Source organism: Streptomyces sp. NPDC034049, from assembly GCF_055575575.1.
This window is the reverse complement of record NZ_JBVISJ010000012.1, coordinates 156,025-180,359: the sequence shown is the minus strand read 5'-3', so window position 1 is coordinate 180,359 and position 24,335 is coordinate 156,025. Positions and strand designations below refer to the sequence as shown.

The window sequence follows — 24,335 nt, the reverse complement described above, 5'->3', positions numbered from 1 at the left end:
ACTACTCCCCGACTACCACTCCACCGAGACGTGCCCCGACAGCGCCCGGAGGAAGTCCGCCGCGTCGAACGCCGCCCCGGCTGAGCGCACCCCGGTCCCCTTCACCCGCCCCTCGATCACCCGCCGGACCGCCTCCACCGCGAGCGGCGCGCTGACGGCGTAGATGTCCTGGCCGTGCGCCGTGGCCCGCCGCTCCACGCCCCCGGAGCGGACGACGACGTCGACGACGAAGGTCTGCGCGGACCGCCCCTGCTCGTCGACGGCGGCCGGCGCGGGCGTGTCCGGCGCGGCCAGGTCGCTCGCGGCCTCGGCCGTCATATAGGTCCGCACCTCGGGGACGGCCAGATGGCTGGGCACGGTGACGATGTCGGCCATGCTGAACTCCCCGATCACGGCCCGGGTCCCCAGCGGCTCGGGGAAGTCCCACTTCGTGGCCGGCGCCGCGTCGTCCCGGTACTCCAGCCGCCCGCCGGCGTACCGGACCCGGCGGCCGCCCCTGCGGCGCCGCGAGACCGCGCCCGCGTCCCGGGTCCCCGCCGTGGGGTGCCAGCCGCTCAGCCCGTACGCGATGTGCGCCTCGTCCGCCGCCGTCCAGCCGGCCGACTCGGTCGCGGCGGTGACCAGCAGATCGCCGAGTCCGCCGAAGAAGGCCATGGCGGGCACCACGACGACCCCCGCCGCCCGCGCCCTCTCACCGAACTCCGCGAACGTGTCGAGGTTGGCCTCGATCTCGGCCGCCACGTCCACATAGGGGATCCCGGCGCGCAACGCCGCCTCGATGACCGGGCCGGCCGTCTCCGCGAAGGGTCCGGCGCAGTTCACCACGGCGTCCGCCCCGGCGAACGCGCGGTCCAGCGAGGCCGGGTCCTCGACGGAGGCGACCCGCACCCACCCCTGCGCCCCGGGCCCCGGCCCTGCCTCCGGCCGCCCCGGCACCAGCGCCCGCAGCTTCTCCTCGTTCCGTCCGACCAGCAGCGGCACGTACCCCCGCGCCCGCAGCTCCGCCACCACGAACCGCCCGGTGTGCCCGGACGCCCCGAACACCGCGACCGTACGCCCTGCACCCATCAGCACTCCCCACCCTCACCGACGCCACCGTCAGCCGACGCCACCGTCAATCGACACGGTTGTCACTCGACACGGTTGTCACTCGACACGGCTGTCACCCGACGCGACCGTCGCCGTCGACAGGGTGTCGATCACCCCGTCTCGTGACCATCCTGCCGAGCGCGGCCGCCCACCACGAGTGTCCGGAACGACGAGCCCCGTACAATTTCCGACATGCCCGCACCGGACCGGAACACCGTCGCGCTGGCCGTCACCGACGGCATGCTGCACTTCGAACTGGCCCTGGCCCACGAGGTGTTCGGCTCCGACCTCGCACACCTGGTGGCCCCCTGGTACGAGTTCGCCCTCTGCGGCCCGGGCCCCGTCTCCGTCGGCCGCTTCCGCCTGGAGCCCGACCACGGCCTGGACCGGCTGCCGCACGCCGGCACGGTGATCGTTCCCGGCTGGGCCGACGTGGACGTGGCCCCGCCCGCCGCCCTGGTCGACGCGGTCCGCGCGGCGCACGACGCCGGCGCGCGGATCGCCTCGCTGTGCACCGGCGCGTTCGTACTGGCCGCCGCGGGCCTGCTGGACGGGCGCCGGGCGACCACGCACTGGGCGCACACGGACATCCTGGCCGCCCGCTTCCCCGAGGTGGAGGTGGACCCGGACGTCCTCTACGTCGACAACGGCAGCGTGCTCACCTCGGCGGGCAAGGCCGCGGCGATGGACCTCTGTCTGCACCTGGTCCGCCTCGACCACGGCTCGGCGGCCGCCAACGCGGTGGCCCGCCGGCTGGTCGTACCCCCGCACCGGTCGGGCGGCCAGGCCCAGTTCGTCCCCGCGCCGGTCCCCACCCGGAGCGACCACCCGCTGACCGAGCTGTTCCCCTGGGCCGTGGCACGCCTCGACCAGCCCCTGGGCGTCGAGGACCTGGCCCGCCGCGCGCGCATGAGCTCCCGGACCCTGACCCGGCACTTCCGCGCGGCCACCGGGACCACCCCCCTCCAGTGGCTCCTCACCCAGCGCATCCGCCGCGCCCAGGAACTTCTGGAGACCACCTCCGACAGCGTCGACACCATCGCGACGGCCACGGGCATGGGGACCGCCACCACCCTGCGCCGCCACTTCAACCGCACGCTAGGCGTGCCCCCGGACGCCTACCGCCGCACGTTCCACGCCTCCCAGCCCGGCACCCACTGACGGCGTACGGCACGGCACGACGCCTCCCGCACACACTCCCCCGCACGCACGCTCCCGCACGCACGCCCGGCGCCGGGCGCCCCGCACGCCCCGCCCCCTACGTACTGCACACCGTCTTCAACGGCGTCCGCCGACCGGGCGGCGTCGTCGCCACGTCCTCCACGTCGGCCAGCAGCCCCGGCACGTCGAGGTCCTCACCGGCGGCGGCGCGGGCGATCGTCAGGAGGACGGCCTCGTAGAAGGCGTCTCGGACGGCGGGGGGCATGACATCGGAGGCGTCGAGGCAGCGGGGGCCGAGGCCGGTGAGGCGTTGGGCGATCTGCTCCTCGACCGGGCCGCCCTCCGACCGCACCCGGCGGTTCGCCGAGAAGACGTCCGCGGCCTCGGCCCACTTCCGCTGGCCCTCCCGCGAGGCCAGCCGCTCGATCAGGTCCCCGGCCCGGGGGCGGTCGCTGAACAGCGCCGCGAAGTCACCGGTCACCTCGTGGGCCCTGACCTCGTAGCCGCCCGGCAGCAGGGGCGCGGAGTCCATCAGACCCGCTCGCCGCCCCTTGTCGCCGTAGAAGGAGCGGGCGAAGGAGCCCTGGTGCTCCAGGGCGCACCCTTCCTCCCCCTCGAACAGCAACCCGTACGCGCCGGGTTCACCGCGGTGATCGGTGCGCAGGGCACGCCCGGCCGCCGCCTCGTCCTGCTGGAGCAGACCGGCCCACGCCTCCCACGCCTCGCGCACCGGGTCCCCGGTCCAGGGCACCGCGGCGTCGCCCAGCGCCCACTTGCCGTAGATCTCCGGGCCCTCCCGTTGCAGCACGAGGTCCTCGATCCAGTCGCTGCCGGGCCAGCCGGACGCTCCGTCGTCGCCCATGCCGATGCACCAACGCGGCAGCGGGGCGGGCGAGTTCGCGGGGCGCTCGCCCTTGCGGTACCAGACGATGCTCTTCAGGTCGGCCTTGACCGGCACCCAGTACGCGTCCTCCCCGGGTTTGCTCACCGGATTCCAGGGGGCGCCGTACTCCTCCACGGCGTAGAGGTCGTTCAGCGGCTTCAGGAGGTCCTGGTCGGCGTACTCGGCGAGTTCGCCGACGCCCGGCATGATCGCGATGTCCGGGGGTTCCCCCGACTGCACCTTCGACAGCAGCACCTCACGCTGGGCGGCGGTGCCCTGGTACTCGAAGGGGATGCCGAAGCTCCGCAGCACGTCCTCGAACTGCTCGCCCTGCTTGTCGGTCCACGGCCCGAGGATGGTCACCGGCTCGTCGTCCCGCTCCGACCAGACCGCCACCATGCCGCCGGCGCACACCAGCAGCAGCGCCGCGAGCAGCACCAGCACCTTGAACCGCCGGGTCACCGTCGCCTCCAGTAGTCGCTGTCGAGCCGGAGACCGAGACCGAGCACGGGCAGCACGACGATCAGCAGACCGCCGGTCAGGGTGCCCTGGTACACCCGGACGGTCCAGGTGTCGTCGGCCAGGACGCTCCGCACGTCCTCGGACTTCGCCGTGACGGTCCGCTGCGCGCGCTCCAGGGCGCTGCCGCAGCAGGCATCCCTGGACTCCTGGGTGATCACCCCCAGATCCCCGACCACACTGTCGAGGTCGTCCTGGGCGGACTCCATCGTGAGCAGCGGGACGACGGCGAGCAGCACGGTGAGGGCGAAGGCCGCGAGCAGATACGGGTTCCAGTCCCGGCCGCAGCGGTCGCGCAGCACGAACAGCGCGGAGAGGAGGGTCGACGCCAGTGCCGCCAGGGCGAGTTCGGCGATCCACCAGCCGCCACGCTGAAGCCACCCCTCGGCGACGGTGGCCTCGGCGTGCTTCATCTGGGCCTGCTGCATGTCGTCCAGACGGGGTACGAGTCCCACGCCCCGGCGGGTGAGCAGCGAGCGTGCCTCGGTGAGCTTCTGGTGCCGCATGAGCGGCTGGTCCCGGTACATGACGATGCCGAGGGTGAGGGAGTTGCTGTAGGTGGCGAGCAGCCCGTTGACGGTGCCGAGGTCCTGGTCCGTGCGGTCCGCGATCCTGGACAGTCCCTGGTCGGCGGCGGCGAGCTGGGCCCGGTAGGCCTCGCCGCGGCCCGCCACGTCGACGAACTCCCCCTCGCCCAGGTCACCGGCCTCGCGGTGGGCGCGCAGCACCGCGAGCCGGGTGGCGGCGAGCCCCTGCACGGCCGGCGCCTCCTCGCCCGCGACGGCGCCGGCACCGTTCTGGATCTGCCGGCAGGACGCGAACAGGGCCCCGGCCGCCACGAGCGCGCACACCGCCAGCACCACCAGATGCGCCTCCAGCAACCGCCGCGTCCGCCACCGCCCCAGCCGACCCCGCCAGAAACGACCGAGGGAGTACGACACCCGCCCCGGCCGGGCGGCAGCACGCCGGGCGGGGGCACGCCGGGAACGGAAGACCGCGGCCGGCCCCCGCCGCGCGGCCCCGGCCAGGCCGAAGGACGCGCCCCCACCCCGACGTACGGCAGATGCGGCCCCCTCCGGCGAAGCCGGCGCCGGACGCCCGCCACCCACGGCCCACCCCCAACGCCCGCCGTCCATGGCCCACTTCGGGCGCCCGCCCCCCGGAGCCCCCGCTCCTTCGGCCCTCACAGCAGTTGCTCCCCGCAGGTCATGCAGTAGCGGGCCTCGCTGGCGGCCGGGGCGGTGCAGCGGGCGCAGCGCGCGCCCGGCTGGGGGGCGGCCGGGACGGGCAGGGACACGGGCCGGGATCCGGCGCGCAGGATCATCGGGCCGAGCGTGGAGTCGTCGACGGCCTCGGCCGGTCGCAGCCGGACCCGCCCCGCCGAGGCGTCCTCGATGTCGGCGACCGCGCCGATCTCGTCCAGCACCCAGTCCGTGCCGAACCGCGCCGCCAGCCGCGCCGCCAGCCCCAGATGCCCCTCGGCGGCCTCCCGGCGGCCTTCCTTGAGCGCGACGAGCCCGCGGCGCAACGCGTCCCGCATCACGGTGGTCGACTTCTGGTCGCGCACGCTGCCGCCCCTGGCCGCGGCCTCGGGCGGCGGCTGCTCGGGCCGGTGCCAGCGCGCGGTGACGGACGCGTGGACGTCCCCGACGGAGACCATCGCGAACTGCAGCCACGTCTCCAGCGGATCGCCGTCCGCGTCGGCGACGAGCGTGAGCAGATAGTCCCGCCCGCCCTGCTCCCACTGGTACGTCGGAAAGCTCCAGCGATGCGGCCGGCCAGGCTGCGGCAGTCCTCCGAGACGGTGCGGCCGGGGCGCCTTCTCGTGCAGTGCGACCTGCCGCACCGTGGGCCGTACGGTCACCTCGATCGGCAACTGCGGGGCGTGCACCCGGCGCAACCGCCGAACGGCGGCGGTGATCGCCCGCCCCAGCCCGTCGTCCACGAACTCGGCGGTGCCGTGCAGCCGTTCGGCGAGCGTCAGCAACGGGTCGGGCGCCCAGTCCGCGCCCACGGCGAGCACATCGCAGGTGAACTGCCCGGCGCAGGCGTCCAGTTCCTCCTCCAGCCGGGTCTCGCCCGGGCCGCTGCTGCCGTCGGTGATCAGCAGCAGATGGCGTACGGAGAGCGGACGAGCCGCGAGCAGGGCGCGTGCCCTGGCCACCCAGACGGCGTATCCGGCGGGGCGCGGGCCGTCCCGGTGCAGCGGGATCGCCCCCGCCGCGAAGGCGGCCCGGCGCCTCTCGCGCTGGTCGGCGACGGCCCACTCGACGTCACCGCCCGGATGGCACGGGACCGGCTCGGGGCCGGCGCCGAGCACGGTGAACGAGATGCCGTCGGGCAGGCCCCGCAACGCGGCCTGCAAGGCGTGCCGGACGACCGCCCGGAGCGGTTCGGCGACATCGACCGCGACGACCACGGCGAGCTCGATCGCGGGCAGCTCGGCGGGAGCGCCCCCGGCGGTCACGTCGACCCGCACGGACGCCTCGATCTTCGCGCTGCGATGCGGCCGTACGTCGCCGTCGAGGTCGACCCGCACCTGGATCTCCGGCCGTGCCGACCGCGCGTGGCCGCCCGTGCGTCCGCCGTCCGGCGTCTCCGCCCGATCACGCGCACGCCCGCCCGCGCGCCCGTCGCCCTGCCCGCCCGTACGACGCTCCATACGCCCGCCCCCACGCCCGAAGCCCGTCTGCCCGCTCACGTCGCCCCGACCCATGTGCCCGCTCACGCCCCGGCTCATGTGCCCGCTCACGCGCCCGCTCATGTCGTGCGTCACCGTTCCTTCCCCGTTCGTAGCCGTACGGACCACATGGAGGCGGCACACCGGTCTCCTCAGTCAGACCACCGTCTGCGGCCGTACCGCCTGCATCAGATCCACGAGATGCTCGTGCGCGGCGCTCGACTCGCCGTGCCGGGCGGCGAGTTGGCGGTAGTGCGACTCGATGCGCGCGCGCAGCTCCCGCTCCTGCGCGCTCAGCCGCCGCAGGCCGCCGGGATCGAGCCGGCCGCCCCCCGCTCCCCCGGGGCCGGGCCGGTCGCCGCGGCTGTGGAGCGCGTCCAGCTTCCATTCGTGCAGTTCGGTGCTGAGCCGCAGTGCCTCGTCCTCGGACAGGCTCGGCCCGCCGGCGCCCGGTTCGCGGCGGACGAGGTCGCTCAGTTCGGCCAGCGCCGCGTCGACCTCGCTGGGAGCGGGAAGCGGATCGACGTCTCGGGGCAGCCGGGCCGCGCGGATGCGCAGGGAGGCGATCCGGGTGACGGTGTGGTCGAGGGTGCCGGGACGGACCCGGCCGAGGACGTCGAGGGCGGCCCGGCGGTCACCGGCGCGGAGTGCGAGCCGGGCGAGCCCCAGGGCCGCGCCCCCGTGCGCCGGGTTGCGGGCGAACACGGCCTCGTACAGCTCCTTGGCGGTGGGCCCGGCCGTGTCGTCGCCGAGCCGTTCCCCGCAGTAGGCGAGGGCCAGCTTGGGCGCGTACTCGCCGGGCAGTTCGAGGCGGACCGCGGTGAAGTGGCGCCTGGCCTCGGCGACCCGGCGCGGGGCGTCGTCGAGGTCGGCGCGCCGCAGCGCGACCAGCGCGCGGTGCCACTCCAGCCGCCACCGGCGCACGGCGGACGGCCCGGGGATGGAGTCGGCGGTATCCAGTTCCTCCTGGGCCCGCTCCAGGTCGTCCCGCGTGTTCCGGCCGAGCAGGACCCGTACGTTGTGCAGGCGGATCTCGACCGAGGGCGGCTTGCCCTCCTCCTGGTCGAGGAGCCGGCCGGGGTCGTAGCCGCTGCTGACCTCGAACCGCGCCGTCTGCGGGTCGCCCGGGTAGCGTCTGGGCACCGGCAGCCGGCGGGCGATCTCGGTGAGGGTGGGCGCGCCGAGGTCGAGGGCGGGGGCGAGGGGCGGGTCGTACCGGTCGCGCCGGGGGCGGTCGAGCCAGTGCTCGATGCCGGGCACCGTGCCGAGCCGGGCGCCGAGCAGTTGCGGGGACGGCCAGAAGTAGTCGGAGGGTTCGGGCGGATCGCTCTTGCCGCGCAGGGCGCGGATCTCCCGCAGGGCACCGCGCAGTTGACCGGCCATCTCGCGGGCGTCGGCGAAGCGCAGACCCGGATCGGTGCGGGTGGCGCGGTCGACGACCTCCCGGAAGGAGGCGGTGCCGAGGCCGGGCACCTCGTCGACGGCCCAGCCGGCGAGTTCCCGCAGGGTGACGCCGACGGTGTGCAGGTCGTGGGCGGTGGTGGGCATGGGCGAGGACGCCGTCTCGGGCGCCATGTAGTCGGGGGTGACATGGGCGGGCGGCTGCTCCTGGCCCTGTTCGCGCATGCCGCCGAGGTCGATGACCTTGACGCCGTCGCCGTGGTGCACGACGTTCGAGGGCTTCATGTCCCCGTACACGAAGCCCTTCTCACCACCGGCGTGCAGATGCACGAACGCTTCGAGGATCTGGCAGCCGTACGCGGCCACGTGCTCGATGTCGAGGACGGACTCCCCGCGCCGGGTCTCCTTGACCACCTTGTCGAGGGTGCCGTCGCCGACGTCGTCCATGACGATGTAGCCGCCGGTGATCCGCCCGGAGGCGTCGCGCCGGGCGACGAAGTCGCGGATCTGGACGATACGGGGGTGGCGGATGGCGACGAGGTTGCGGCGTTCGAGGTCGGCGAGCCTGGCCCCGTCCTGCTCGTACCGGTTGAGCAGCCCTTTCACGGCGACCACGTCGCCGAGGTGGGTGTCCTCGGCGAGGTACACCCAGCCCTGGCCGCCGTGCGCGATGGGCCCCATGATCCGGTACTGATCGCGCAGCACGTCGCCCTCGGCGAGTTCGGGCCGGTACGAGTAGCGCTCGCCGCAGGCCGGGCAGTACCCCTCGACCGGCACGGGGCCGACGGTGTAGGGCGGAGCGAAGGTGATGCCGCACTCGGCGGACGAGCAGACCATGCGGACGCGCAGCGGCGCCTCGGGATGGACGAGCCGCTCCTGCGCGGGCCGCGAGGCCCGCTCGGGCAGCGCGAGCAGCTCGGCGGGCCCGAACTTCCGTGGCTCCTCCGGCAGTGCGGGCAGCCGGGGTCCGTCCTCCGCCCGCCCGCACACGGCGCAGTACCCGGTGGGCAACAGACTCCCACCACACGGAGCACCGGTGAACCGCCGATGCGGACACGCACGCGCCCCCGCCCCCTGACCACCGGATCGGCCCGAACGCCAGCCCCCAGAATTCCCAGAACCACCTGCCCCGCCCGGCCCACCTGCCCCGGGCGCCCCGGGTGCACCCGCCCCCGGGCCCGCTGAGCCACGGGTGGCCGGGGCCGCCGCCTCCGGGGCCCCCGCCCCCATCCGGATACGAGCGGCAAACCTCATACCGTGCCTCCGGAGGGCCGGTCTCCGGGCGCGCGGCCTTCGGAGGGACGGTCTTCGGGCGGGCGGTCCCCGGAGGGACGGTCTCCGGGGGGCCAGTCTCCGGGCGCGCGGCCTTCGGAGGGACGGTCTCCGGGCGCACGGCCCCCAGAAGGCCAGTCTCCACCCGGCCGGCCTCCGGAAGGCCGGTCTCCGGAAGGCCGGTCTCCGGGCGCGCGACCTTCGGAAGGCCGGTCTCCGGGCGCGCGACCTTCGGAAGGCCGGTCTCCGGTGGGCCAGTCTCCGGGCACGCGATCTCCGGAAGACCAACCTCCGGGCGCACGGCCTCCGGAGAGCCGGTCTCCGGGGCCGCCGTCCCCGGAAGGCCGGTCTCCGGACGAGCGACCTTCGGAAGGCCGGCCGCCGGGCGCGCGGTCCCCGGAAGGCCAGTCTCCGGGCGCGCGGCCTCCGGAAGGCCGGTCTCCGGACGCACGGCCTCCGGAAGGCCGACCTCCGGGCGCGCGGTCCCCGGAGGGCCAGTCTCCGGTGGGCCACCCCCCACCCGGCCGCTCCCCGGTGGGCCACCCTCCACCCGCCCGGTCGCCGGGAGGCCACGCTCCGTCGGCCCGCTCACCGGGCGGCCGTCCTCCACCCGCCCGCTCCCCAGGCGGCGGCCCCCCTCCCGCCCGTTCCCCCATACGCCGCAGATCCGCGCGCAGGGTGCGGACCAACTCCCTCAGCCGGGCGAGCCGTTGCTGCGGGTCGGCGCCCGCGCCGGCGACACCGCTCCCCCCGCCCGCGTCGATCGACCGGCGTTCGCTCCGGCGTCGTTCGGCCGTCTCCGTGAGGGCGCCGAGGGAGGCGCTGTCGACGACGCCGTGCCGGACCGCGCGGCTGAACTCGGCCCGCTCCAGCCGGGCGAGGAGCGTGTCCGCGTGGTCGAGGAGCGCGGGCGCGAGGAGTTCGTCGCGGGCGGCGGTCCAGCCGGTGCCGCCCTCGTGCCGGAAGACCAGCAGCAGCCGGAAGCCGAGCGACCGTAATCGGCCGAGGAGCGCGATCAGCGCCGCCGGCTCGGGTTCCTCGTCGAGCCCGTCGACCACGACGGTGGGCCGCCGCCCGCCCACGAGCGCGGGCGCCCGCCCGGGCTGCGGCCGGCTCCCGAGCAGCCAGTCCCAGTACGCCAGATACTGCCCGGGCGGAAAGGCGATGTGCCCCAGCGCGTGATCGGCGAGGTCGGGCCGGCCGGACCCGCCGCCCCGGTGGACGAGATCGGCCCGGTGCACGAGATGCCGCAACGACCGGTCCTTCCCGGTCCCCGGGGGCACCACGGTGACCTTGACCGGCTCCTCGTCGGCGTCCTCGTCGGCGAACCAGCGGGTCAGCCGCTCCTCGAAGTCGTCGTCCCAGGCGTAGGGGTCGCACAACTCGGCGATCACGAGCGACAGTTCGGCGATGCGTGCGACGGGGATCAGATACGAGAAGGCGAGCCGGTTGTTCTCGGGCAGCAGTTCGCCCATGTCCCCGCGCCAGCTGACGACGAGCCCGACGACCCGCGCGGGCCGCCCTTCCTCCGGCCGGGTGCACACGGCGGCCCCGCTGAACCCCCGTCGCACCACCTCGGCCTTGGTCACGGCGTCGAGCTGCACCCGCTCACCGCTGACCCCACCGACACGCCCCCACAGGCTCATCCCGTCGTCGAAGCCCTCCGCGTACCCGGTGGCGGACACCTCCATCCCGCCCCACAGCCCGGTCTCCAGCCGCGCGGGCCGGGCCTGGGGCCGGGGCTGGTCCAGCCGCAGTACGGCGACGTCCTCACCGACCGCCGCGCCGACGAGCCCTTCACCGACGCGCCCTTCACCGACGCGCGCCCCACCGCCGTCGCTCCCCGACAGGCGACCGCCGGGCAGCCAACCACCGGGCGGCACCCGCGCGGACACCGCCTCGATGTCACTGTTCTCCGCGAACTCCACCCACATCACGGCGCCCGGATCCCGCACCACATGGGCGCACGTCAACGCCGTGTTCTGATCGACGAGCACCCCGGCGCCGCAGATGGGGCCCCGCGCACTCCCGCGCCGCAGCCGGAGTCTCCAGTCCGCACGCAATTCCCCCATGCTGCCTCACACTACGCGCGAAGCATGCCGCGTCCCTAGACTTGTGAACCAACTTGGCTCGGTCGATCGATCCGGGCAATCAACCGAATCCGACGGGGTGTTGGCATGAGCGATACCGAACCGGTCGGCCTGGCGGAGGCCATCGGCACGGTCCGCGCGGAACTGGCCCGGGCCCAGGCCGAGGGTGCGGCGAGCGACTGGCGGTTCAGCGTGGAGCAGGTCAGCCTGGAGTTCGCGGTCCAGTTCCACCGCTCGGGCGAGGGCGGCGCGGGCCTCCGCCTCGGCGTCGTCGAGGCCCGTCTGGGCGGCACGGTCAGCCACGACTCCACCCACCGCATCCAGGTGGACCTCAAACCCCTGCCGGGCCCGACGGGCCACCACCACGAGGTGGGCCGCTAAGCCCCCCCGGCCCCCACCGCACAGCCCCCTGCACTCTCCGCTCACTCCAGTCGCACGGGGCGAACCCTGAGGAGATGCGCCAACGCCTCCTCCGGGCTCTCGCCGTAGAGGGCCAGGAACGCGTCGTAGGCGCCGTACGTCCGCCCTCCCTCGGCGACGAGGAGCACGAGGGGGCCGCACGCCGCCGTGCCCACCGGCGTCAGTCTCCGCCCGGCCCGCTGCTCGTAGGCGCGCAGTCTGTCGCCGTGGACGATACGACTGGCGCGCTCGGCGTCCAGTGCGCAGCGGTGCGTCCCCGGATCCAGGGGATGACGCGGGTACGTGAAGCCGCTCCCCTCGAACTCCTCGACGAACCGCAGCGCGGCAGGCGAGCAGTGGATCCCCAGCTCCTCCCAGACCTCCCTGACCCGCCGAACGTCCGCTGCGGTCGCCGACCACCGGCCGCCCTCCACCGGAAGGCCCGACAGCCGCTCAGAGCCCGTCCCCAACCGATCCGTCACACGCGCCTCCTACGAGCGGCCTCCCTGAAGCGACTGGCCGCCACGGTCAACAACTTCACCCCGGTGCAGTGCTACCCGAATTCGGCCACGCCGGTGCAGTCGTCCAGCACCACCGTTCGGTAACCGCAGACCGGTGATCCCCAGTTCCACGCGAGCCGCCCTCAGGAGGCCCTCGTCGGCCGCCGGGCGCTCGGGGCCCGGTCGCGGGCGCGCCACGACCGAGTGGTCCGAGACGCCGGTCGCCGACGGGTCGCCGACCGCACCCTGCGCCGTGACGGCACAGCCTTTCCGGCCACTCCCTCGATCACCGCTTGACCTCAACCAAACTTGAGATTTTACGTTTCTCATGCAGCCCCCACGAGGGTCTGCGGACCGCGAAACCGTTGCCGCAAAGGGGTGTTGACCATGAAGGCCGCCGCGTTCCACGCGTTCGGGGGTCCCGAGGTTCTGGAGCTGATGGAGGTCCCGACTCCCGAGGCGGGGCCGGGTGAGTTACGAGTGCGGATGAAGGCCGCGGGCTCCCAGCCGACCGACTGCGCGGTGCGCGGGGGATGGAACCCGCCGGGCTTCACCATGACCTTCCCGCACATCACGGGCGGCGACTTCGCCGGCGTGGTGGACGCGGTGGGCGAGGGCGTCACCGGCTTCGCCCCGGGTGACGAGGTGCTGGGCTACCGCACCCAGCTCACCTACGCCGAGTACGTGGTCGCCCCCGCCGACCAGATCGTGGCCAAGCCCGCCGCGCTGCCCTGGGAGGTCGCCGGCAGCCTCTCCGCCTCCGGGCAGACCGCGCACACCGCGATCGAGATCCTCGGCGTCTCCGCGGGCGAGACCGTGCTCGTCAACGGCGCCGCGGGTGGGGTCGGCACCATCGCCGTGCAGCTCGCGGTCCTGCGCGGCGCCAAGGTGATCGCCACCGCCCGCGAGGACAACCACGCCTACCTGCGCGAACTGGGTGCGATCCCGGTCCCCTACGGCGCGGGCCTGATCGGCCGGGTGCGCGAGGCCGCCCCCGAGGGGGTGGACGCGGCCCTGGACACCGCGAGCGCCGACGGCCTGCGGGTCGCGGCCGAACTGGTCAAGGACAAGGACCGGGTCGGCACGATCTTCGCCCACGAGGTCTACGAGGAGCTGGGCGTGCGGTGGATCGGCAGCCGGCGCTCCGCCCAGCGACTCGGCGAGCTGGCCGCGCTGGTCGCCGACGGCAAGCTCAAGGTCCACGTCCGCAAGACCTTCCCGCTCGCCCGGGCCGCGGACGCGCACCGGGAGCTGGAGACCGGCCACGGCCGCGGAAAGATCGTCCTGCTGACCGACTGAGCCGCCGCGAGCCGCCGCGAGCCGCCGCGGTGGGCCGGGGGCTCACAGGGAAACGCCGTACCGCCGCTTCACCACACCTGCCCGGGACCTCCGCCCGCCGCAGCAACCTGTCCTGTCTGTTCATCACACAAGCGAGGAACCCCATATGTCCCAGCCCCCGCTCAAGATCGGCGTCCTCATCGGCAGCGTGCGCACCGGCCGGTTCGCCGACAAGATCTCGCAGTGGTTCATCTCCGAGATCGGCAAGCGCGAGAACATGGAGATCCATGTCATCGACCTGTCCGAGCCCGCTCTCGTGGACGAGCTCAAGCTCACCCTCGATCCGTCGGGCGCCCCGGACGGCGTCCCCTCCCTGGCCCAGCGCATCGGCGGCATGGACGGCTTCGTCGTCATCACGCCCGAGTACAACCACGGCTACCCGGCTTCCCTGAAACTGGCCATCGACTACGTCTACAGCGAGTGGCGGGCCAAGCCGGTCGGATTCGTCTCCTACGGCGGCATGGCCGGCGGCCACCGTGCCGTGGAACAGCTGCGCCAGGTCTTCGCCGAGCTGCACGCCGTCACCCTGCGCGACACCGTGAGCTTCCACATGGCGTGGGAGAAGTTCGACGAGGACGGCCGGCCCCACGACGTCGTCGGCGCCACCAAGGCCTCCGCCGTCCTGCTTGACCGGCTCACCTGGTGGGGTCTGACCCTGCGCGAGGGCCGGGCCGCCCGGCCGTACGAGGGCTGAGACATGGCAGAGGAGCGAGGAGCGGCGGAGATCCCGGGCACACCGGAGTTCCGTGCTGTCCGCATGGTCGTCATCGGGCTGATGCTGGGCCTGATGCTGTCGTCGCTCGACTTCGTCATCGTCGCGGCCGCCATGCGCACGATCGCCGACCAGCTGCACGGCCAGACCGTCCAGGCCTGGGCGACCACGGCCTACATGGTCACCGCGACGATCGCGACCCCGCTGTTCGGCAAGCTGTCCGACCTGTACGGGCGCAAGAAGCTGTACATGGTCGCGATCGGCGTCTTCCTGGTGGGGTCGCTGCTCTGCGGCATGGCCGGGTCCATGTACCAGCTCGCGGCCTACCGCGCGCTGCAGGGCATCGGCGGCGGCGGGCTCACGGCGCTCGCCTTCGCCATCATGGGCGACATCCTGACGCCGGAGCTACGAGCCCGTTACCAGGTCTGGTTCTCCGCGGTCTCGGCCGTCGCCGGTGTGGCGGGCGCGCCGATCGGCGGACTGTTCGCCGGCATGGACACCATGCTGGGCGTCGACGGATGGCGCTGGGCGTTCCTGATCAACCTCCCGATCGGGATCGCGGCGCTGGCCGTGGTGCACTTCAAGTTCACCATGCCCGGCAAACGGCGTGAGCAGCGGATCGACTACGGCGGCGCGGCCTGGCTGATCGTCTGCCTGGGGCCCTGGCTGGTCGTCTCCGAGCAGGGCCGGCACTGGGGCTGGGGATCGCCGCCGACCTTGTCCCTGCTGGGGATCGGACTGGTCGGCCTCGTGCTCTTCCTGGCCACCGAGCGGCGGATGGCCGACGCCGCGGTGATCCCGCTCAGGCTGTTCCGGAACCGGATGTTCACGGTCATCAACGGCGCCAACGTCATCGTGGGCATCGGGGTGTTCGGCTCGCTGATCTTCCTGCCGCTCTACCTCCAGCTGGTCAAGGGCCAGAGCCCCGGTGAGGCCGGGGTGATGCTGATCCTGCAGACGGTCGGTGTGCTGACCACCAGCCGGGGCCTGAGCAAGGTCATCAACCGCTCCGGACGGTACCGGGCCTTCCTGCTCCTCGGCATGGGCACGGTCGCCGGCACCCTCTTCGCCTTCGCGTCGCTGGACCAGAACTCACCGCTGTGGCTGGTGGGCACGCTGATCTATCTGCTCGGCGCCGGTGTCGGTATCTGCTTCCCGGTCACGCTGCTGGCCCTGCAGAACAACTCCGCCAAGGAGGACATGGGCGTCTCCAGCGCCGCCTACTCCTTCTTCCGCGGCATCGGTGGCGCGGCCGGTACGGCACTGTTCCTGTCGATGATGTTCTTTCTGGCCGACAGCCGGATCTCCGAGGCGGTCGCGAAGGTCAGCCGGAACGCGGAGTTCCAGTCGGCGCTCAACGACCCGGCGGTACTGGCCGACCCGGCCAACCTGCCCGTCGTCGAGACCGTGAAGGGGACCGGGGGCATCAACCTCGACGACACCTCGTTCCTGCTCACCGCAGACCGGCGGCTCACGGCCCCGGTGGTGGACGGCATCGCCGAGGCGATGAGCGCGGTCTTCCTGGCAGGCGGATGCGTGATGCTGATCGGCTTCGCCCTCGCCTTCCTGCTCCCCGCACGAGCCAAGAAGCCCGAGGCCCCACCGACAAGGGTCCACCAATCGGAAACGGCCACCTCCTGACGAAGCGGCCGCCTCCTGACGAACGGCCGGACGCCCCGCACGGGCGGAGTCCCGCGAGTACCGGTGTGACGTCATCGGCCGATGCAGGCCGACGACGTCACACGCGCACGCGCGGGACTCCGCCCTGCGCGCGCGGACGCGCTCATGCCCCGCGGCGGCTCAACCCACCGATGCCGGGACCAGCCGCGGCCTCACCCGGCCCAGTTCGAGGAAGGCGTCCCCCACCGAGATCACGACCCCCCGATGATCCCGACCGCTCCGCCGTCTCGAAGGCCTCGGCCAGGGCGCTGGTGGCGTAGCTAAGACGAGGGCTTGCATGCCCCTGTTGCCGAGACGGTCAACGCCCCTGCGTTCGGAGCCGCCTGCTCTTCGACCTCGTCCGGCACGGGCGCCACACCGGCCGTGACAGACCACTCCCCCAGATCGAGGAAGGCGGCGAACGCGGGACTCATCTCCATCAGATCGCCATCCAGGCGCCAACCCTGTTCCTCCAAAAGACGGACACCCCGCAGCAACTCCTCTTTGCCCGGAATCTTTCGGCTGAGTGCCGTTCCATTCACCACGCAGTCGCGCCCAAGAGGGTCCTTCGCGACAACGAAACCCTCACCTACGCCTCCGAAGGCATACCGAAGATCCCTCACCACTTGAGCCCGGGTCTTCTCCGCAGTCTCGGAGGACGAGGAGGGCGACGCCTTCGCTCGTGTCGGCTCGGACGAGGGAGCCATCGCCCCGTTCTCACCGCCTCCGCAGCCAACCCCCAACAGCCCCAACACAACTGCACTGGCAACTACGCGGCCAACGCTCCTACCCACTTCGCCCCCACCTCGATCAGGTCTTGAACATCCCGTTCGGCCACGCAGTTCGGCGTTCTCCGCCTTCAGGCGCATGTTCTCCGCAGCCGCATCTAAAATCACACCGGGGAGCTGGCTGCCATCGGCTTCGACTTTGGTCAGACCGGGGCACATCAGAGCCGCCATCAGACCCTGAGCGGTCACCCACACCGTCTCCGCCGGGTCTCGAAGACCGACGTCACGCCATGCTCCAGACCAGCCAACAGCATCGGAGTCCTCGATCTCCCGCCGGGGGCCTTCACTACGGCACGCTTCGCCTCAGCCCGATGGACGCAGCTCACGGTACTTCGCGGACAGGAGCGGACCGAGGGGTTCGACGACCTCGTGTCCCGGCTCGTCCCGGTAGGGCAGTTGGTCCAGGAATGATGTCACGATCACTTCAGTGACTCCGGGGATTCCTCGTCCCAGCTGCCGCTCCAGGAACTTCAGGGTCGCCCGCCAGTCAGGCGCCTCGGGATCCCTGCCGAGGTAGGAGTCGACGACGGCCGGCGTCACGTCCAGCCCGAAGAAGACGTGAGGCAGTGGCTCGCCCTGGTTCTCCACGTGGATCTCGTAGAACTCACCGAACTCGGGTACGGCTGCGACGAGTTCTTCCGGAAAGCGGACGTCCTCACCCATCAGCAGTTCCCCCCCGCTCGCCCCCCCCCGGGGCCGACTGGGAGGAGTGCAAAGATCTACTCACCGAGGCGGGCATCGACGACCGCCGTCTGTACGACGGAAGCCGTCACACCGCCGGCACGATCCTGAACGAGTGGGGCGTGGACATCGCGACCATCATCGTCTCAAGGGCCCGTCCGGGCTCACCACCTGCACCGGAACCCGCGTCTGAGACCACAACTGAGACCGTGGACCGCCGCGCGGCCCGTTGCCGACACCGCCGCCGCACCCGCACCCGCACCCGCACCCGCACCCGCTGAACGTAAAAGCCCAGCTCAGATAGTGTCTGGGCTGGGCTTCAAAAGAGCCGCCTTCGGGATTCGAACCCGAGACCTACGCATTACGAGTGCGTTGCTCTGGCCATCTGAGCTAAGGCGGCGCGCTGTCCGCACTATGGTGCGATCAGCAACGTCGGTAAGTCTACACAGTTTCCGAGGTGCTCCGAACCATGGGCCGGAGCACCCGGCGAAGGGCCCGCCCCGGCCGTCGCAACTGTCGACGATCAGGGCGCTGAGCAGCGCTTTCCGTCGGTCGGGGGTGTGCCGCGGAGCAGGTACGTGTTGATCGCGGAGTCGATGCAGGCGCTGCCGCGCCCGTAGGCGGTGTGTCCGTCCCCGTCGTACGTGAGGAGGCGGGCCGAGGAGAACTGGGAGGCGAGGGACCGGGCCCAGCGGTACGGCGTGGCCGGGTCGCGCGTCGTGCCGACGACGACGATCGGCGCGGCTCCCTTCGCCTCGATGCGGTGCGGCCCACCCGTCGGCCCCACGGGCCAGTACGCGCAGTTCAGGGAGGCCCACGCCAGGGCCCTGCCGAAGACGGGGGACGCCTTCTCGAACTCGGGCAGCGCCCGTTCCACCGCCTCGGGGCTGTCGTAGGCGGCCGGGAGGTCGAGGCAGTTCACGGCGGCGTTGGCGTACATCAGGTTGGAGTAGGTGCCGTCGGGGGCCCGTTCGAAGTAGCTGTCGGAGAGGGCGAGCAGACCCGCGCCGTCGTCCTTCTCGACCGCCTCGGTCAGCGCCTGCCGCAGCTGCGGCCAGGCCCCCTCGTCGTACATCGCGGCGATCACGCCCGTCGTCGCGAGGGACTCGCCGAGCCGCCGCCCGCCGGCGTCACCGGTCGCCAGCGGCCGAGCGTCCAGCCGCTCGAAGAGCCCGCTCAGGTTCTCGGCGACCTGCGCAGGCGTACGCCCCAGCACGCAGTCCTTCCGCCGCACGCAGTCCCTGGCGAACGCCTGAAACGCCGTCTCGAAGCCCGCCGTCTGCTCCTGGTTGAGCCGACGGGCCGGCAGCGACGGGTCCAGCGCGCCGTCCAGCACCAGCCGGCCCACCCGCTCCGGGAACAGCCCCGCGTACGTCGCCCCGAGGAACGTCCCGTACGAGGCACCGACGTACGTCAGCTTCTCGTCGCCCAGCAGGGCCCTCAGGATGTCCATGTCCCGGGCCGCCTCGACCGTGGAGACATGCCGCAGCAGCTTCGGCGCCCGCTCCCCGCACCCCTCCGCGAACCGCTTGTACGCGGCGACCAGCCGGCCCGTCTCCGCCGTGTCGTCCGGGGTGAGATCCGTCTGCGTGTACGTGTCCATCTGGCGCCCGGTGAGGCATTCGACCGGCTCGCTGCCCGCTACGCCCCTCGGGTCGACGGCCACCATGTCGTACCGCGCCCGCACCTTGGCCGGGTAGCCGATGCCCGCGTACCGCTGCACATAGCCGACCGCCGAGCCGCCGGGCCCGCCCGGATTGACCAGCAGCGAACCGAGCCGCTCTCCCGGGCCGGTCGCCTTCCGCCGCGAGACGGCCAGCTCGATGTCGCCCTCGCCCGGCTTCGCGTAGTCGAGCGGCGCCCTCATCGTGGCGCACTGGAAACCGGGGGTCTCGCAGGTGCGCCAGCTCAGCTTCTGCTCGTAGTACGGGGCCAGCGCCGACGGAGTCGCACGGGGCAGCGGGCCGAGAGCGGGGCCCCCGTCGACCGTCGTGGCCGCCGCACTGGAGTGACCGGAGGAGCAGCCCGCGACGAGCAGCGCGGCGGCCGCGAGCAACGCGCCGCCGGCCCGCAGGGACCTGTTCGGCCGGGAAGTACGCCTGGTGTGCATCTCGCGAGCCTAACCAGAACCACTCAATTCATCACGAACAGCGACGAACGCTCCTCGTACGAGTGACCCGGTCAACCGAACGCGCCCCGGAGCCCGCGCTCGTGCCCCCGAAGTCCGACCCGGCACGCCCCTTCCCCCATCACCTCACCCGGCGCGCAGGGACATCGTCATCGCCTCCACGGCCAGCAGAGGCGCCACATTGCGGTCCAACGCCTCTCTGCACGCCGCGATCGCGTCGATGCGCCGCAGGGTCGCCTCGGGCGTGCCGCTCCGCGCGAGCCGCTCCAGGCTGTCCCGCACCTCGACATTGGCGAGCGCCACCCGGGAGCCGAGCTGCAGAGCCAGCACATCGCGGTAGAACCCGGTGAGTTCGGTCAGCGCCAGGTCCAGGCTGTCCCGCTGCGCCCGCGTGCGCCGCCGCTTCTGCTTGTCCTCCAGGTCCTTCATCACGCCCGCCGTGCCGCGCGGCATACGCCCGCCCTGCACCGCGCCCAGCGCCGCCTTCAGCTCCTCGGTCTCCTTGGTGTCGACCTCTTCGGCCAGCTGCTTCGACTCCTCCGAAGCCGCGTCCACCAACTCCTGCGCCGCCTTCAGACACCCACCGATGTCCTCGACCCGCAACGGCAGCTTCAGCACCGCCGCCCGCCGCTCCCGGGCCCGCGGATCGGTGGCCAGCCGCCGGGCCCGCTCGATGTGCCCCTGGGTCGCCCGCGCGGCCGTCGCGGCGGCCTCCGGCTCGATGCCCTCGCGCCGTACGAGCATGTCCGCCACCGCGTCCACCGACGGGGTGAGCAGCGCGACGTGCCGGCACCGCGACCGGATCGTCGGCAGCACGTCCTCCAGGGACGGCGCGCACAGCATCCACACCGTCCGCGGGGCGGGCTCCTCCACGGCCTTCAGCACGGCGTTCGCCGACTTCTCGTTGAGCCGCTCGGCGTCCTCGACCAGGATCACCTGCCAGCGCCCGTTCGCCGGCGACGTGAACGACTTGCGCACCGTGTCCCGCATGTCGTCGGCCAGGATCTGTGTGCCCACCGCCGCCACGGTGCTCACATCCGCGTGCGTCCCCACCAGCGCCGTATGACATCCGTCGCAGAACCCGCAGCCCGGGCTCCCGCCGAGCGCCCGGTCCGGACTCACACACTGCAACGCCGCGGCGAACGCCCGCGCCGCCGTCACCCGCCCCGATCCCGGCGGCCCCGTGAACAGCCATGCGTGCGTCATCTTCGACGCCTCCGGAGGCGCGATCCGCTGCTCCGCCGCCGTGACGATCCTGTCCGCGTCCCGGGCGGCCGCGTCCAGCTGCGCACTCAGCCGCTCCTGCCCCACCAGGTCGTCCCACACAGCCATGCCCCACCGCCTCCGTCACACGAAACCCTCACCGCGCCCCATTGTGCGCGACCCCACTGACATCACACCGCACACACCTCTGACCACGGCACCGGGCCGTCGTGCACGGAGAGGACCACGACGCACGGTCGGCCGCCCAGGCACGGGAGGGGCCGTGCCGGTGCGTCGAGCCCGTCGCACACAGCGGCCCGGAGAAGTCCCGCCGATCCACCCCCGGGCGGCAGGGCACCCAGCGACGGGCTGACGCACCGGCACGGCCCCGATCCACCCACCGGCGGTACGCGTTCCGGCCACCGACAACCAGCACGGCCCGGCCCGGCTCAGCTCACCTCAGCGGCGGCGCCGCCCCCAGCCCCGCTTCCCATCGGCGTCGTCCTCGCCGTGCGGCCCCAACAACTCGTCCGCCAGCGTGGGCAGATCGTCCAGCGGCGTCTCCTCGGCCCAGTCCGACCGAGGCCGCCGCCGCGGCACCCCCTGCTCGTCGACCTGCGGAAGCTCCCGCGTCCGATCGGTCCCGTCCGCCCTGTGCGGACCATCGGCCCCGCCCGCCGCGGGCCGCTCGTCCCGGAAGTATCCCGGCGGCGCCAGATCGTCGCGCACCGGCGGCAGCACAGCCGTCTCGTCGGCGGCCTCCGACGGCACCTGCGGCAACACCGTGGTCTCATCCTCGGCAGCCGCAGACGCAGCCCCGGAATCCGACACCGACGGCTTCGGCAGCTTCGCCGTCGTCTCGGAGTCACCCCCCGGCCCATCCCCCCGCACCGGCGGCAACACCGCCGTCTCGTCCACCGGCCCACCCGACGCATTGGTCGGCGTCACCAACGGCGTAGCCACGGTGACGGCATCATCGCCCCGCCCCCCGGCATCCTCACCGGCACCCGCCTCAGCCCCGGCAGAGGCCCCAGCCCCAGCCCCACGCTCAGCCGCGACCCGCGCAGCCTCCGCCGCGGCCGCGACCCGCTCCGCCTCGGCCTTCCGGTCGGCCTCGGCCCGCTCCGCCGCGGCGCGCTCCGCCTCGGCGGCGACCGCCGCGGCCCGGTCGGCCTCCGCGGCGGCGGCCACCCGCCGCGCCTCCTCGGCCCGCAGCAACGCCTCCTCGGCCTTCCGCTGCTTCTCCAGGCGCCGCGCCTCCGCCTCGGCCCGCAGCCGCTGCTCCTCCGCGGCCTGCTGACGACGCCGTTCCTCCTCGACCCGCCGCCGTTCCTCGGCCTCGGCGCGCGCCTTCTCCTCCGCGAGGAGCCGCGCCTGCTCCTCCTCGGCGCGGCGGCGCGCTTCCTCGGCCCGCTGACGGGCCTCCTCCGCCTGCCGCTCCGCCTCGCGCCGCTGAGCCTCCTCCAGCTCGCGCCGCTTTCGCTCCTCCTCCTCGGCCCGCAGCCGCGCCAGCTCCTCCTGCCGCTCGCGCTCCAGCCGCTCCTCCTCGGCCTTGCGCGCGGCTTCTTCCTCGGCCTTGCGACGGGCCTCCTCCTCGGCCTTGCGGCGGGCTTCCTCCTGCGCCTTCACCTCGGCCTCGGACAGCGGCAGCATCACGTCGAGCCGAGCCCGTACCACGGTCGTCACGGCCTCCGGGTCCTGCGCGGCGTCCACGACCAGGTACCGCGCGGCGTCCGCGGCGGCCAGCGTCAGGAATCCCGCGCGCACCCGCTCGTGGAACTCGGCCGGCTCCGACTCCAACCGGTCCGGCGCCTCGGTGAACCGCTCGCGCGCGGCCTCCGGGGACACGTCCAGCAGAACCGTCAGATGCGGCACGAGGCCGTCGGTCGCCCAGCGCGAGATCCGGGCGATCTCGGTGGGCGAGAGGTCCCGCCCGGCGCCCTGGTAGGCCACGGACGAATCGATGTACCGGTCCGAGATGACGACCGCGCCGCGCTCCAGCGCGGGCCGCACCACGGTGTCCACGTGCTCGGCACGATCAGCCGCGTACAGCAGGGCCTCGGCCCGGTGCGACAGTCCGGTGCTCGACACGTCCAGCAGGATCGACCGCAGGCGCTTGCCCACCGGGGTCGCCCCCGGCTCGCGCGTCACCACGACCTCGTGCCCCTTGGCCCGGATCCACTCGGCGAGCGCCTCGACCTGAGTGGACTTCCCGGCGCCGTCACCGCCTTCCAGGGCGATGAAGAACCCCGAGGCCGCGGGCGCCTGAACGGGGTCGTCGCCCTTCAGCATCGCGTCCCGCAGGTCCTTCCGCAGCGGCACCCCGGACCGGTCGTCGACCTTGGCCAGCACCCACGCGGCGACCGGCAGCAGCAACGCCCCCACCAGCATCAACGTGAACGCCGCGCCGCCGTGCGCGAAGACGAACTTGCCGCTCTCCAGCCGGTGCGGCCCGATGACGGCGGCGACCAGCGGAGCGACGAGCACCGCCAGCGCCACGAACACCCGTACGACCGCGTGCAGATGCTCGGTGGTGCGGGCCCGCCGGAAGTCCTCGGCCTCCTGGTCGAGCAGCGTGTGCCCGGTGTTGGCGGCGATCCCCGCCCCGGCCCCGGCGAGCCCCAGGATGAGCACGACGCTCGTGACGTCCGGCGTCAGGCCGGCGGCGAGCAGCGCGATGCCCGTGAAGGCGATCGCGAGAGCGAGCAGCCGGCGCCGGGACAGCGAGGGCAGCACGGACGGCGCCCGGCGGATCCCGACGACCACGCCACCGGTCAGCGCGGTGACGAACAGCCCGTACATCACCGGCCCGCCGCCCATGTCCTTGGCGTGCAGCACGGCGACGGCGACCGCGGCGGCGACCGCGCCCGCGACGGCCCCGCAGGCCGGCACCAGCAGCGGGATCGCGCCCGTGCGGCCCTTGTCCACACCGGTGCCGGTCTTGGGCCGGCGCAGCCCCTCCAGCGGCGACCGCGCGCGCGGGGTGCGCGTCTGGGGCAGGTCGAGGAAGGTCACGACCGACAGCGAGGCGGCGAAGAGCCCGGCGGCGACGTACGAGGCGAGCGCGGCCTGGTGCTGCGCGAACCAGTCGAGGCCCGCGCCCAGCAGGTTGTTGAGCAGCGAGGCGACGACGAGCACGGCGGCCGCGAGGGGCACCGCCACGAATCCGGTCCGCAGGGCCAGACGCCGCAGCGCGTCCATGTGGTCCGGCAGGGGCCGTACGGTCGCGCCCTCCAGCGGCGGCGCGGGCAGCAGCGCGGGGGCAGCGCTCTCGCGGCAGACCGTCCAGAACCGCTCGGCGACACCGGCGACGAACGCGGTGATCAGCAGCACCGCGAGCGCGTTGTCCGGCGTCCAGTCGATCCACAGGGGGGCGACGATCAGCAGCAGGACCCGCAGCCCGTCCGCGCCGACCATGGTCCAGCGGCGGTCGAGCGGGCCGTCCTGCGAGGTCAGCGAGGTGAGTGGGCCGAGGAGGACGGCGCCGAAGAGCAGGGTCGCGAGGGCGCGCGTCCCGAAGACGGTCGCGACCGTCAGGGCGACACCCCGGTATCCGCCGCCGAAGGCGCCCTCGGCGATCGCCGCCTGGAAGGCGAGGAGCACCAGCACGAACAGCGCGAGCACATCGCCCACGCCGCCCACGAGCTGCGCGCTCCACAACCGTTTCAGCTGCGGTCGGCGCAGCAGCGCCCGGACGGCGCGCTCCCTGGAATCGGCTGCCAGGGCGTCATCGGGGGCCGGGTTGTGGGCCGTCGGCTGCTCGGCTCGCATCATGCTTTCAGCCTATCGGCACGCACCGACACCCAGAAGCAGCGCCCGAACGCACGCACGG

The 24,335-nt window shown here is 73.4% G+C and carries 16 protein-coding genes, 1 tRNA gene and 2 pseudogenes; 6 read left to right on the top strand and 13 right to left on the bottom strand.

What is annotated here, in order from left to right; genetic code table 11:
* Positions 1-12: 12 nt before the first annotated feature.
* Entirely contained in the window at positions 13-1,068 is a 1,056-nt protein-coding gene (locus tag ACZ52C_RS30340) for a saccharopine dehydrogenase NADP-binding domain-containing protein (RefSeq protein ID WP_469077735.1), read from the bottom strand.
* Positions 1,069-1,281: 213 nt separating this feature from the next.
* On the opposite strand from ACZ52C_RS30340, the gene ACZ52C_RS30335 reads away from it, so the two are divergent.
* Entirely contained in the window at positions 1,282-2,250 is a 969-nt protein-coding gene (locus tag ACZ52C_RS30335; protein ID WP_469077734.1) for a helix-turn-helix domain-containing protein, read from the top strand.
* Between the two features lie 97 nt (positions 2,251-2,347).
* Here ACZ52C_RS30335 and ACZ52C_RS30330 read toward each other — a convergent pair whose 3' ends face one another.
* The 5 genes and pseudogenes from ACZ52C_RS30330 to ACZ52C_RS30310 form a co-directional block, all read right to left on the bottom strand.
* Positions 2,348-3,595 (bottom strand): extracellular solute-binding protein, encoded by a 1,248-nt coding sequence (locus ACZ52C_RS30330; protein ID WP_469077733.1) that lies wholly within the window; start codon positions 3,593-3,595, stop codon positions 2,348-2,350.
* On the bottom strand, positions 3,592-4,533 hold the full coding sequence (locus tag ACZ52C_RS30325) for a hypothetical protein (RefSeq protein ID WP_469077732.1): 942 nt from the start codon (positions 4,531-4,533) through the stop codon (positions 3,592-3,594). The genes ACZ52C_RS30330 and ACZ52C_RS30325 overlap by 4 nt, the downstream gene beginning before the upstream one ends.
* Positions 4,534-4,835: 302 nt before the next feature.
* Positions 4,836-6,314, bottom strand: a complete 1,479-nt coding sequence (locus ACZ52C_RS30320) for a vWA domain-containing protein (protein WP_469077731.1) — start codon at positions 6,312-6,314, stop codon at positions 4,836-4,838.
* Positions 6,315-6,488: 174 nt separating this feature from the next.
* On the bottom strand, positions 6,489-8,570 hold the full coding sequence (locus tag ACZ52C_RS30315) for a tetratricopeptide repeat protein (protein WP_469077812.1): 2,082 nt from the start codon (positions 8,568-8,570) through the stop codon (positions 6,489-6,491).
* 1,079 nt (positions 8,571-9,649) lie between these two features.
* Positions 9,650-11,077, bottom strand: a pseudogene (locus tag ACZ52C_RS30310) (S1 family peptidase); the annotation flags it as partial.
* A 105-nt stretch (positions 11,078-11,182) separates the two neighbouring features.
* Between ACZ52C_RS30310 and ACZ52C_RS30305 the strand changes: the two are divergent.
* Entirely contained in the window at positions 11,183-11,476 is a 294-nt protein-coding gene (locus ACZ52C_RS30305; protein WP_045563122.1) for a trypco2 family protein, read from the top strand.
* A 41-nt stretch (positions 11,477-11,517) separates the two neighbouring features.
* Here the strand turns inward: ACZ52C_RS30305 and ACZ52C_RS30300 are convergent, their stop codons facing one another.
* On the bottom strand, positions 11,518-11,976 hold the full coding sequence (locus ACZ52C_RS30300) for an SUKH-3 domain-containing protein (protein ID WP_469077730.1): 459 nt from the start codon (positions 11,974-11,976) through the stop codon (positions 11,518-11,520).
* Positions 11,977-12,381: 405 nt separating this feature from the next.
* On the opposite strand from ACZ52C_RS30300, the gene ACZ52C_RS30295 reads away from it, so the two are divergent.
* The 3 genes from ACZ52C_RS30295 to ACZ52C_RS30285 all read left to right on the top strand — a co-directional run bounded on the left by ACZ52C_RS30295 (position 12,382) and on the right by ACZ52C_RS30285 (position 15,685).
* A complete protein-coding gene (locus ACZ52C_RS30295; protein WP_469077729.1) occupies positions 12,382-13,293 on the top strand; it encodes an NADP-dependent oxidoreductase in 912 nt (303 codons plus the stop codon).
* Between the two features lie 145 nt (positions 13,294-13,438).
* Positions 13,439-14,026, top strand: a complete 588-nt coding sequence (locus tag ACZ52C_RS30290) for an NADPH-dependent FMN reductase (protein ID WP_469077728.1) — start codon at positions 13,439-13,441, stop codon at positions 14,024-14,026.
* A gap of 3 nt (positions 14,027-14,029) precedes the next feature.
* On the top strand, positions 14,030-15,685 hold the full coding sequence (locus ACZ52C_RS30285) for an MDR family MFS transporter (protein WP_469077727.1): 1,656 nt from the start codon (positions 14,030-14,032) through the stop codon (positions 15,683-15,685).
* A gap of 299 nt (positions 15,686-15,984) precedes the next feature.
* Here ACZ52C_RS30285 and ACZ52C_RS30280 read toward each other — a convergent pair whose 3' ends face one another.
* Together ACZ52C_RS30280 and ACZ52C_RS30275 are read right to left on the bottom strand one after the other, a co-directional pair.
* The gene (locus ACZ52C_RS30280; protein WP_469077726.1) at positions 15,985-16,680 is read right to left on the bottom strand and encodes a hypothetical protein; all 696 of its coding nucleotides are present in this window, start codon (positions 16,678-16,680) and stop codon (positions 15,985-15,987) included.
* Between the two features lie 114 nt (positions 16,681-16,794).
* Positions 16,795-17,154 carry a DUF7674 family protein gene (locus ACZ52C_RS30275; protein ID WP_469077725.1) on the bottom strand — a complete coding sequence of 120 codons (360 nt, stop codon included), beginning with the start codon at positions 17,152-17,154 and terminating at the stop codon, positions 16,795-16,797.
* A 26-nt stretch (positions 17,155-17,180) separates the two neighbouring features.
* Here ACZ52C_RS30275 and ACZ52C_RS30270 point away from each other — a divergent pair.
* Positions 17,181-17,453: pseudogene (locus tag ACZ52C_RS30270) on the top strand (tyrosine-type recombinase/integrase); the annotation flags it as partial.
* A 45-nt stretch (positions 17,454-17,498) separates the two neighbouring features.
* Here ACZ52C_RS30270 and ACZ52C_RS30265 read toward each other — a convergent pair.
* From ACZ52C_RS30265 to tmk, 4 genes are all read right to left on the bottom strand, one after another.
* A tRNA-Thr gene (locus tag ACZ52C_RS30265) sits at positions 17,499-17,572 on the bottom strand.
* A gap of 123 nt (positions 17,573-17,695) precedes the next feature.
* The gene (locus tag ACZ52C_RS30260; RefSeq protein ID WP_469077724.1) at positions 17,696-19,282 is read right to left on the bottom strand and encodes an alpha/beta hydrolase; all 1,587 of its coding nucleotides are present in this window, start codon (positions 19,280-19,282) and stop codon (positions 17,696-17,698) included.
* Between the two features lie 144 nt (positions 19,283-19,426).
* Positions 19,427-20,632 carry a DNA polymerase III subunit delta' gene (locus ACZ52C_RS30255; protein WP_469077723.1) on the bottom strand — a complete coding sequence of 402 codons (1,206 nt, stop codon included), beginning with the start codon at positions 20,630-20,632 and terminating at the stop codon, positions 19,427-19,429.
* Between the two features lie 330 nt (positions 20,633-20,962).
* Positions 20,963-24,277, bottom strand: coding sequence for a dTMP kinase (tmk, locus tag ACZ52C_RS30250; RefSeq protein WP_469077722.1), 3,315 nt, complete (start codon positions 24,275-24,277; stop codon positions 20,963-20,965).
* Positions 24,278-24,335: the final 58 nt, after the last annotated feature.

What these genes read in the sequence shown, in the direction of transcription:
- ACZ52C_RS30340 (WP_469077735.1), bottom strand. Translation starts at nt 1,068, where the DNA reads ATGGGTGCAGGGCGTACGGTCGCGGTGTTCGGGGCGTCCGGGCACACC.
- ACZ52C_RS30335 (WP_469077734.1), top strand. Translation starts at nt 1,282, where the DNA reads ATGCCCGCACCGGACCGGAACACCGTCGCGCTGGCCGTCACCGACGGC.
- ACZ52C_RS30320 (WP_469077731.1), bottom strand. Translation starts at nt 6,314, where the DNA reads ATGGAGCGTCGTACGGGCGGGCAGGGCGACGGGCGCGCGGGCGGGCGT.
- ACZ52C_RS30315 (WP_469077812.1), bottom strand. Translation starts at nt 8,570, where the DNA reads ATGGTCTGCTCGTCCGCCGAGTGCGGCATCACCTTCGCTCCGCCCTAC.
- ACZ52C_RS30305 (WP_045563122.1), top strand. Translation starts at nt 11,183, where the DNA reads ATGAGCGATACCGAACCGGTCGGCCTGGCGGAGGCCATCGGCACGGTC.
- ACZ52C_RS30295 (WP_469077729.1), top strand. Translation starts at nt 12,382, where the DNA reads ATGAAGGCCGCCGCGTTCCACGCGTTCGGGGGTCCCGAGGTTCTGGAG.
- ACZ52C_RS30290 (WP_469077728.1), top strand. Translation starts at nt 13,439, where the DNA reads ATGTCCCAGCCCCCGCTCAAGATCGGCGTCCTCATCGGCAGCGTGCGC.
- ACZ52C_RS30285 (WP_469077727.1), top strand. Translation starts at nt 14,030, where the DNA reads ATGGCAGAGGAGCGAGGAGCGGCGGAGATCCCGGGCACACCGGAGTTC.
- ACZ52C_RS30275 (WP_469077725.1), bottom strand. Translation starts at nt 17,154, where the DNA reads ATGGGTGAGGACGTCCGCTTTCCGGAAGAACTCGTCGCAGCCGTACCC.
- ACZ52C_RS30260 (WP_469077724.1), bottom strand. Translation starts at nt 19,282, where the DNA reads ATGCACACCAGGCGTACTTCCCGGCCGAACAGGTCCCTGCGGGCCGGC.
- ACZ52C_RS30255 (WP_469077723.1), bottom strand. Translation starts at nt 20,632, where the DNA reads ATGGCTGTGTGGGACGACCTGGTGGGGCAGGAGCGGCTGAGTGCGCAG.
- tmk (WP_469077722.1), bottom strand. Translation starts at nt 24,277, where the DNA reads ATGATGCGAGCCGAGCAGCCGACGGCCCACAACCCGGCCCCCGATGAC.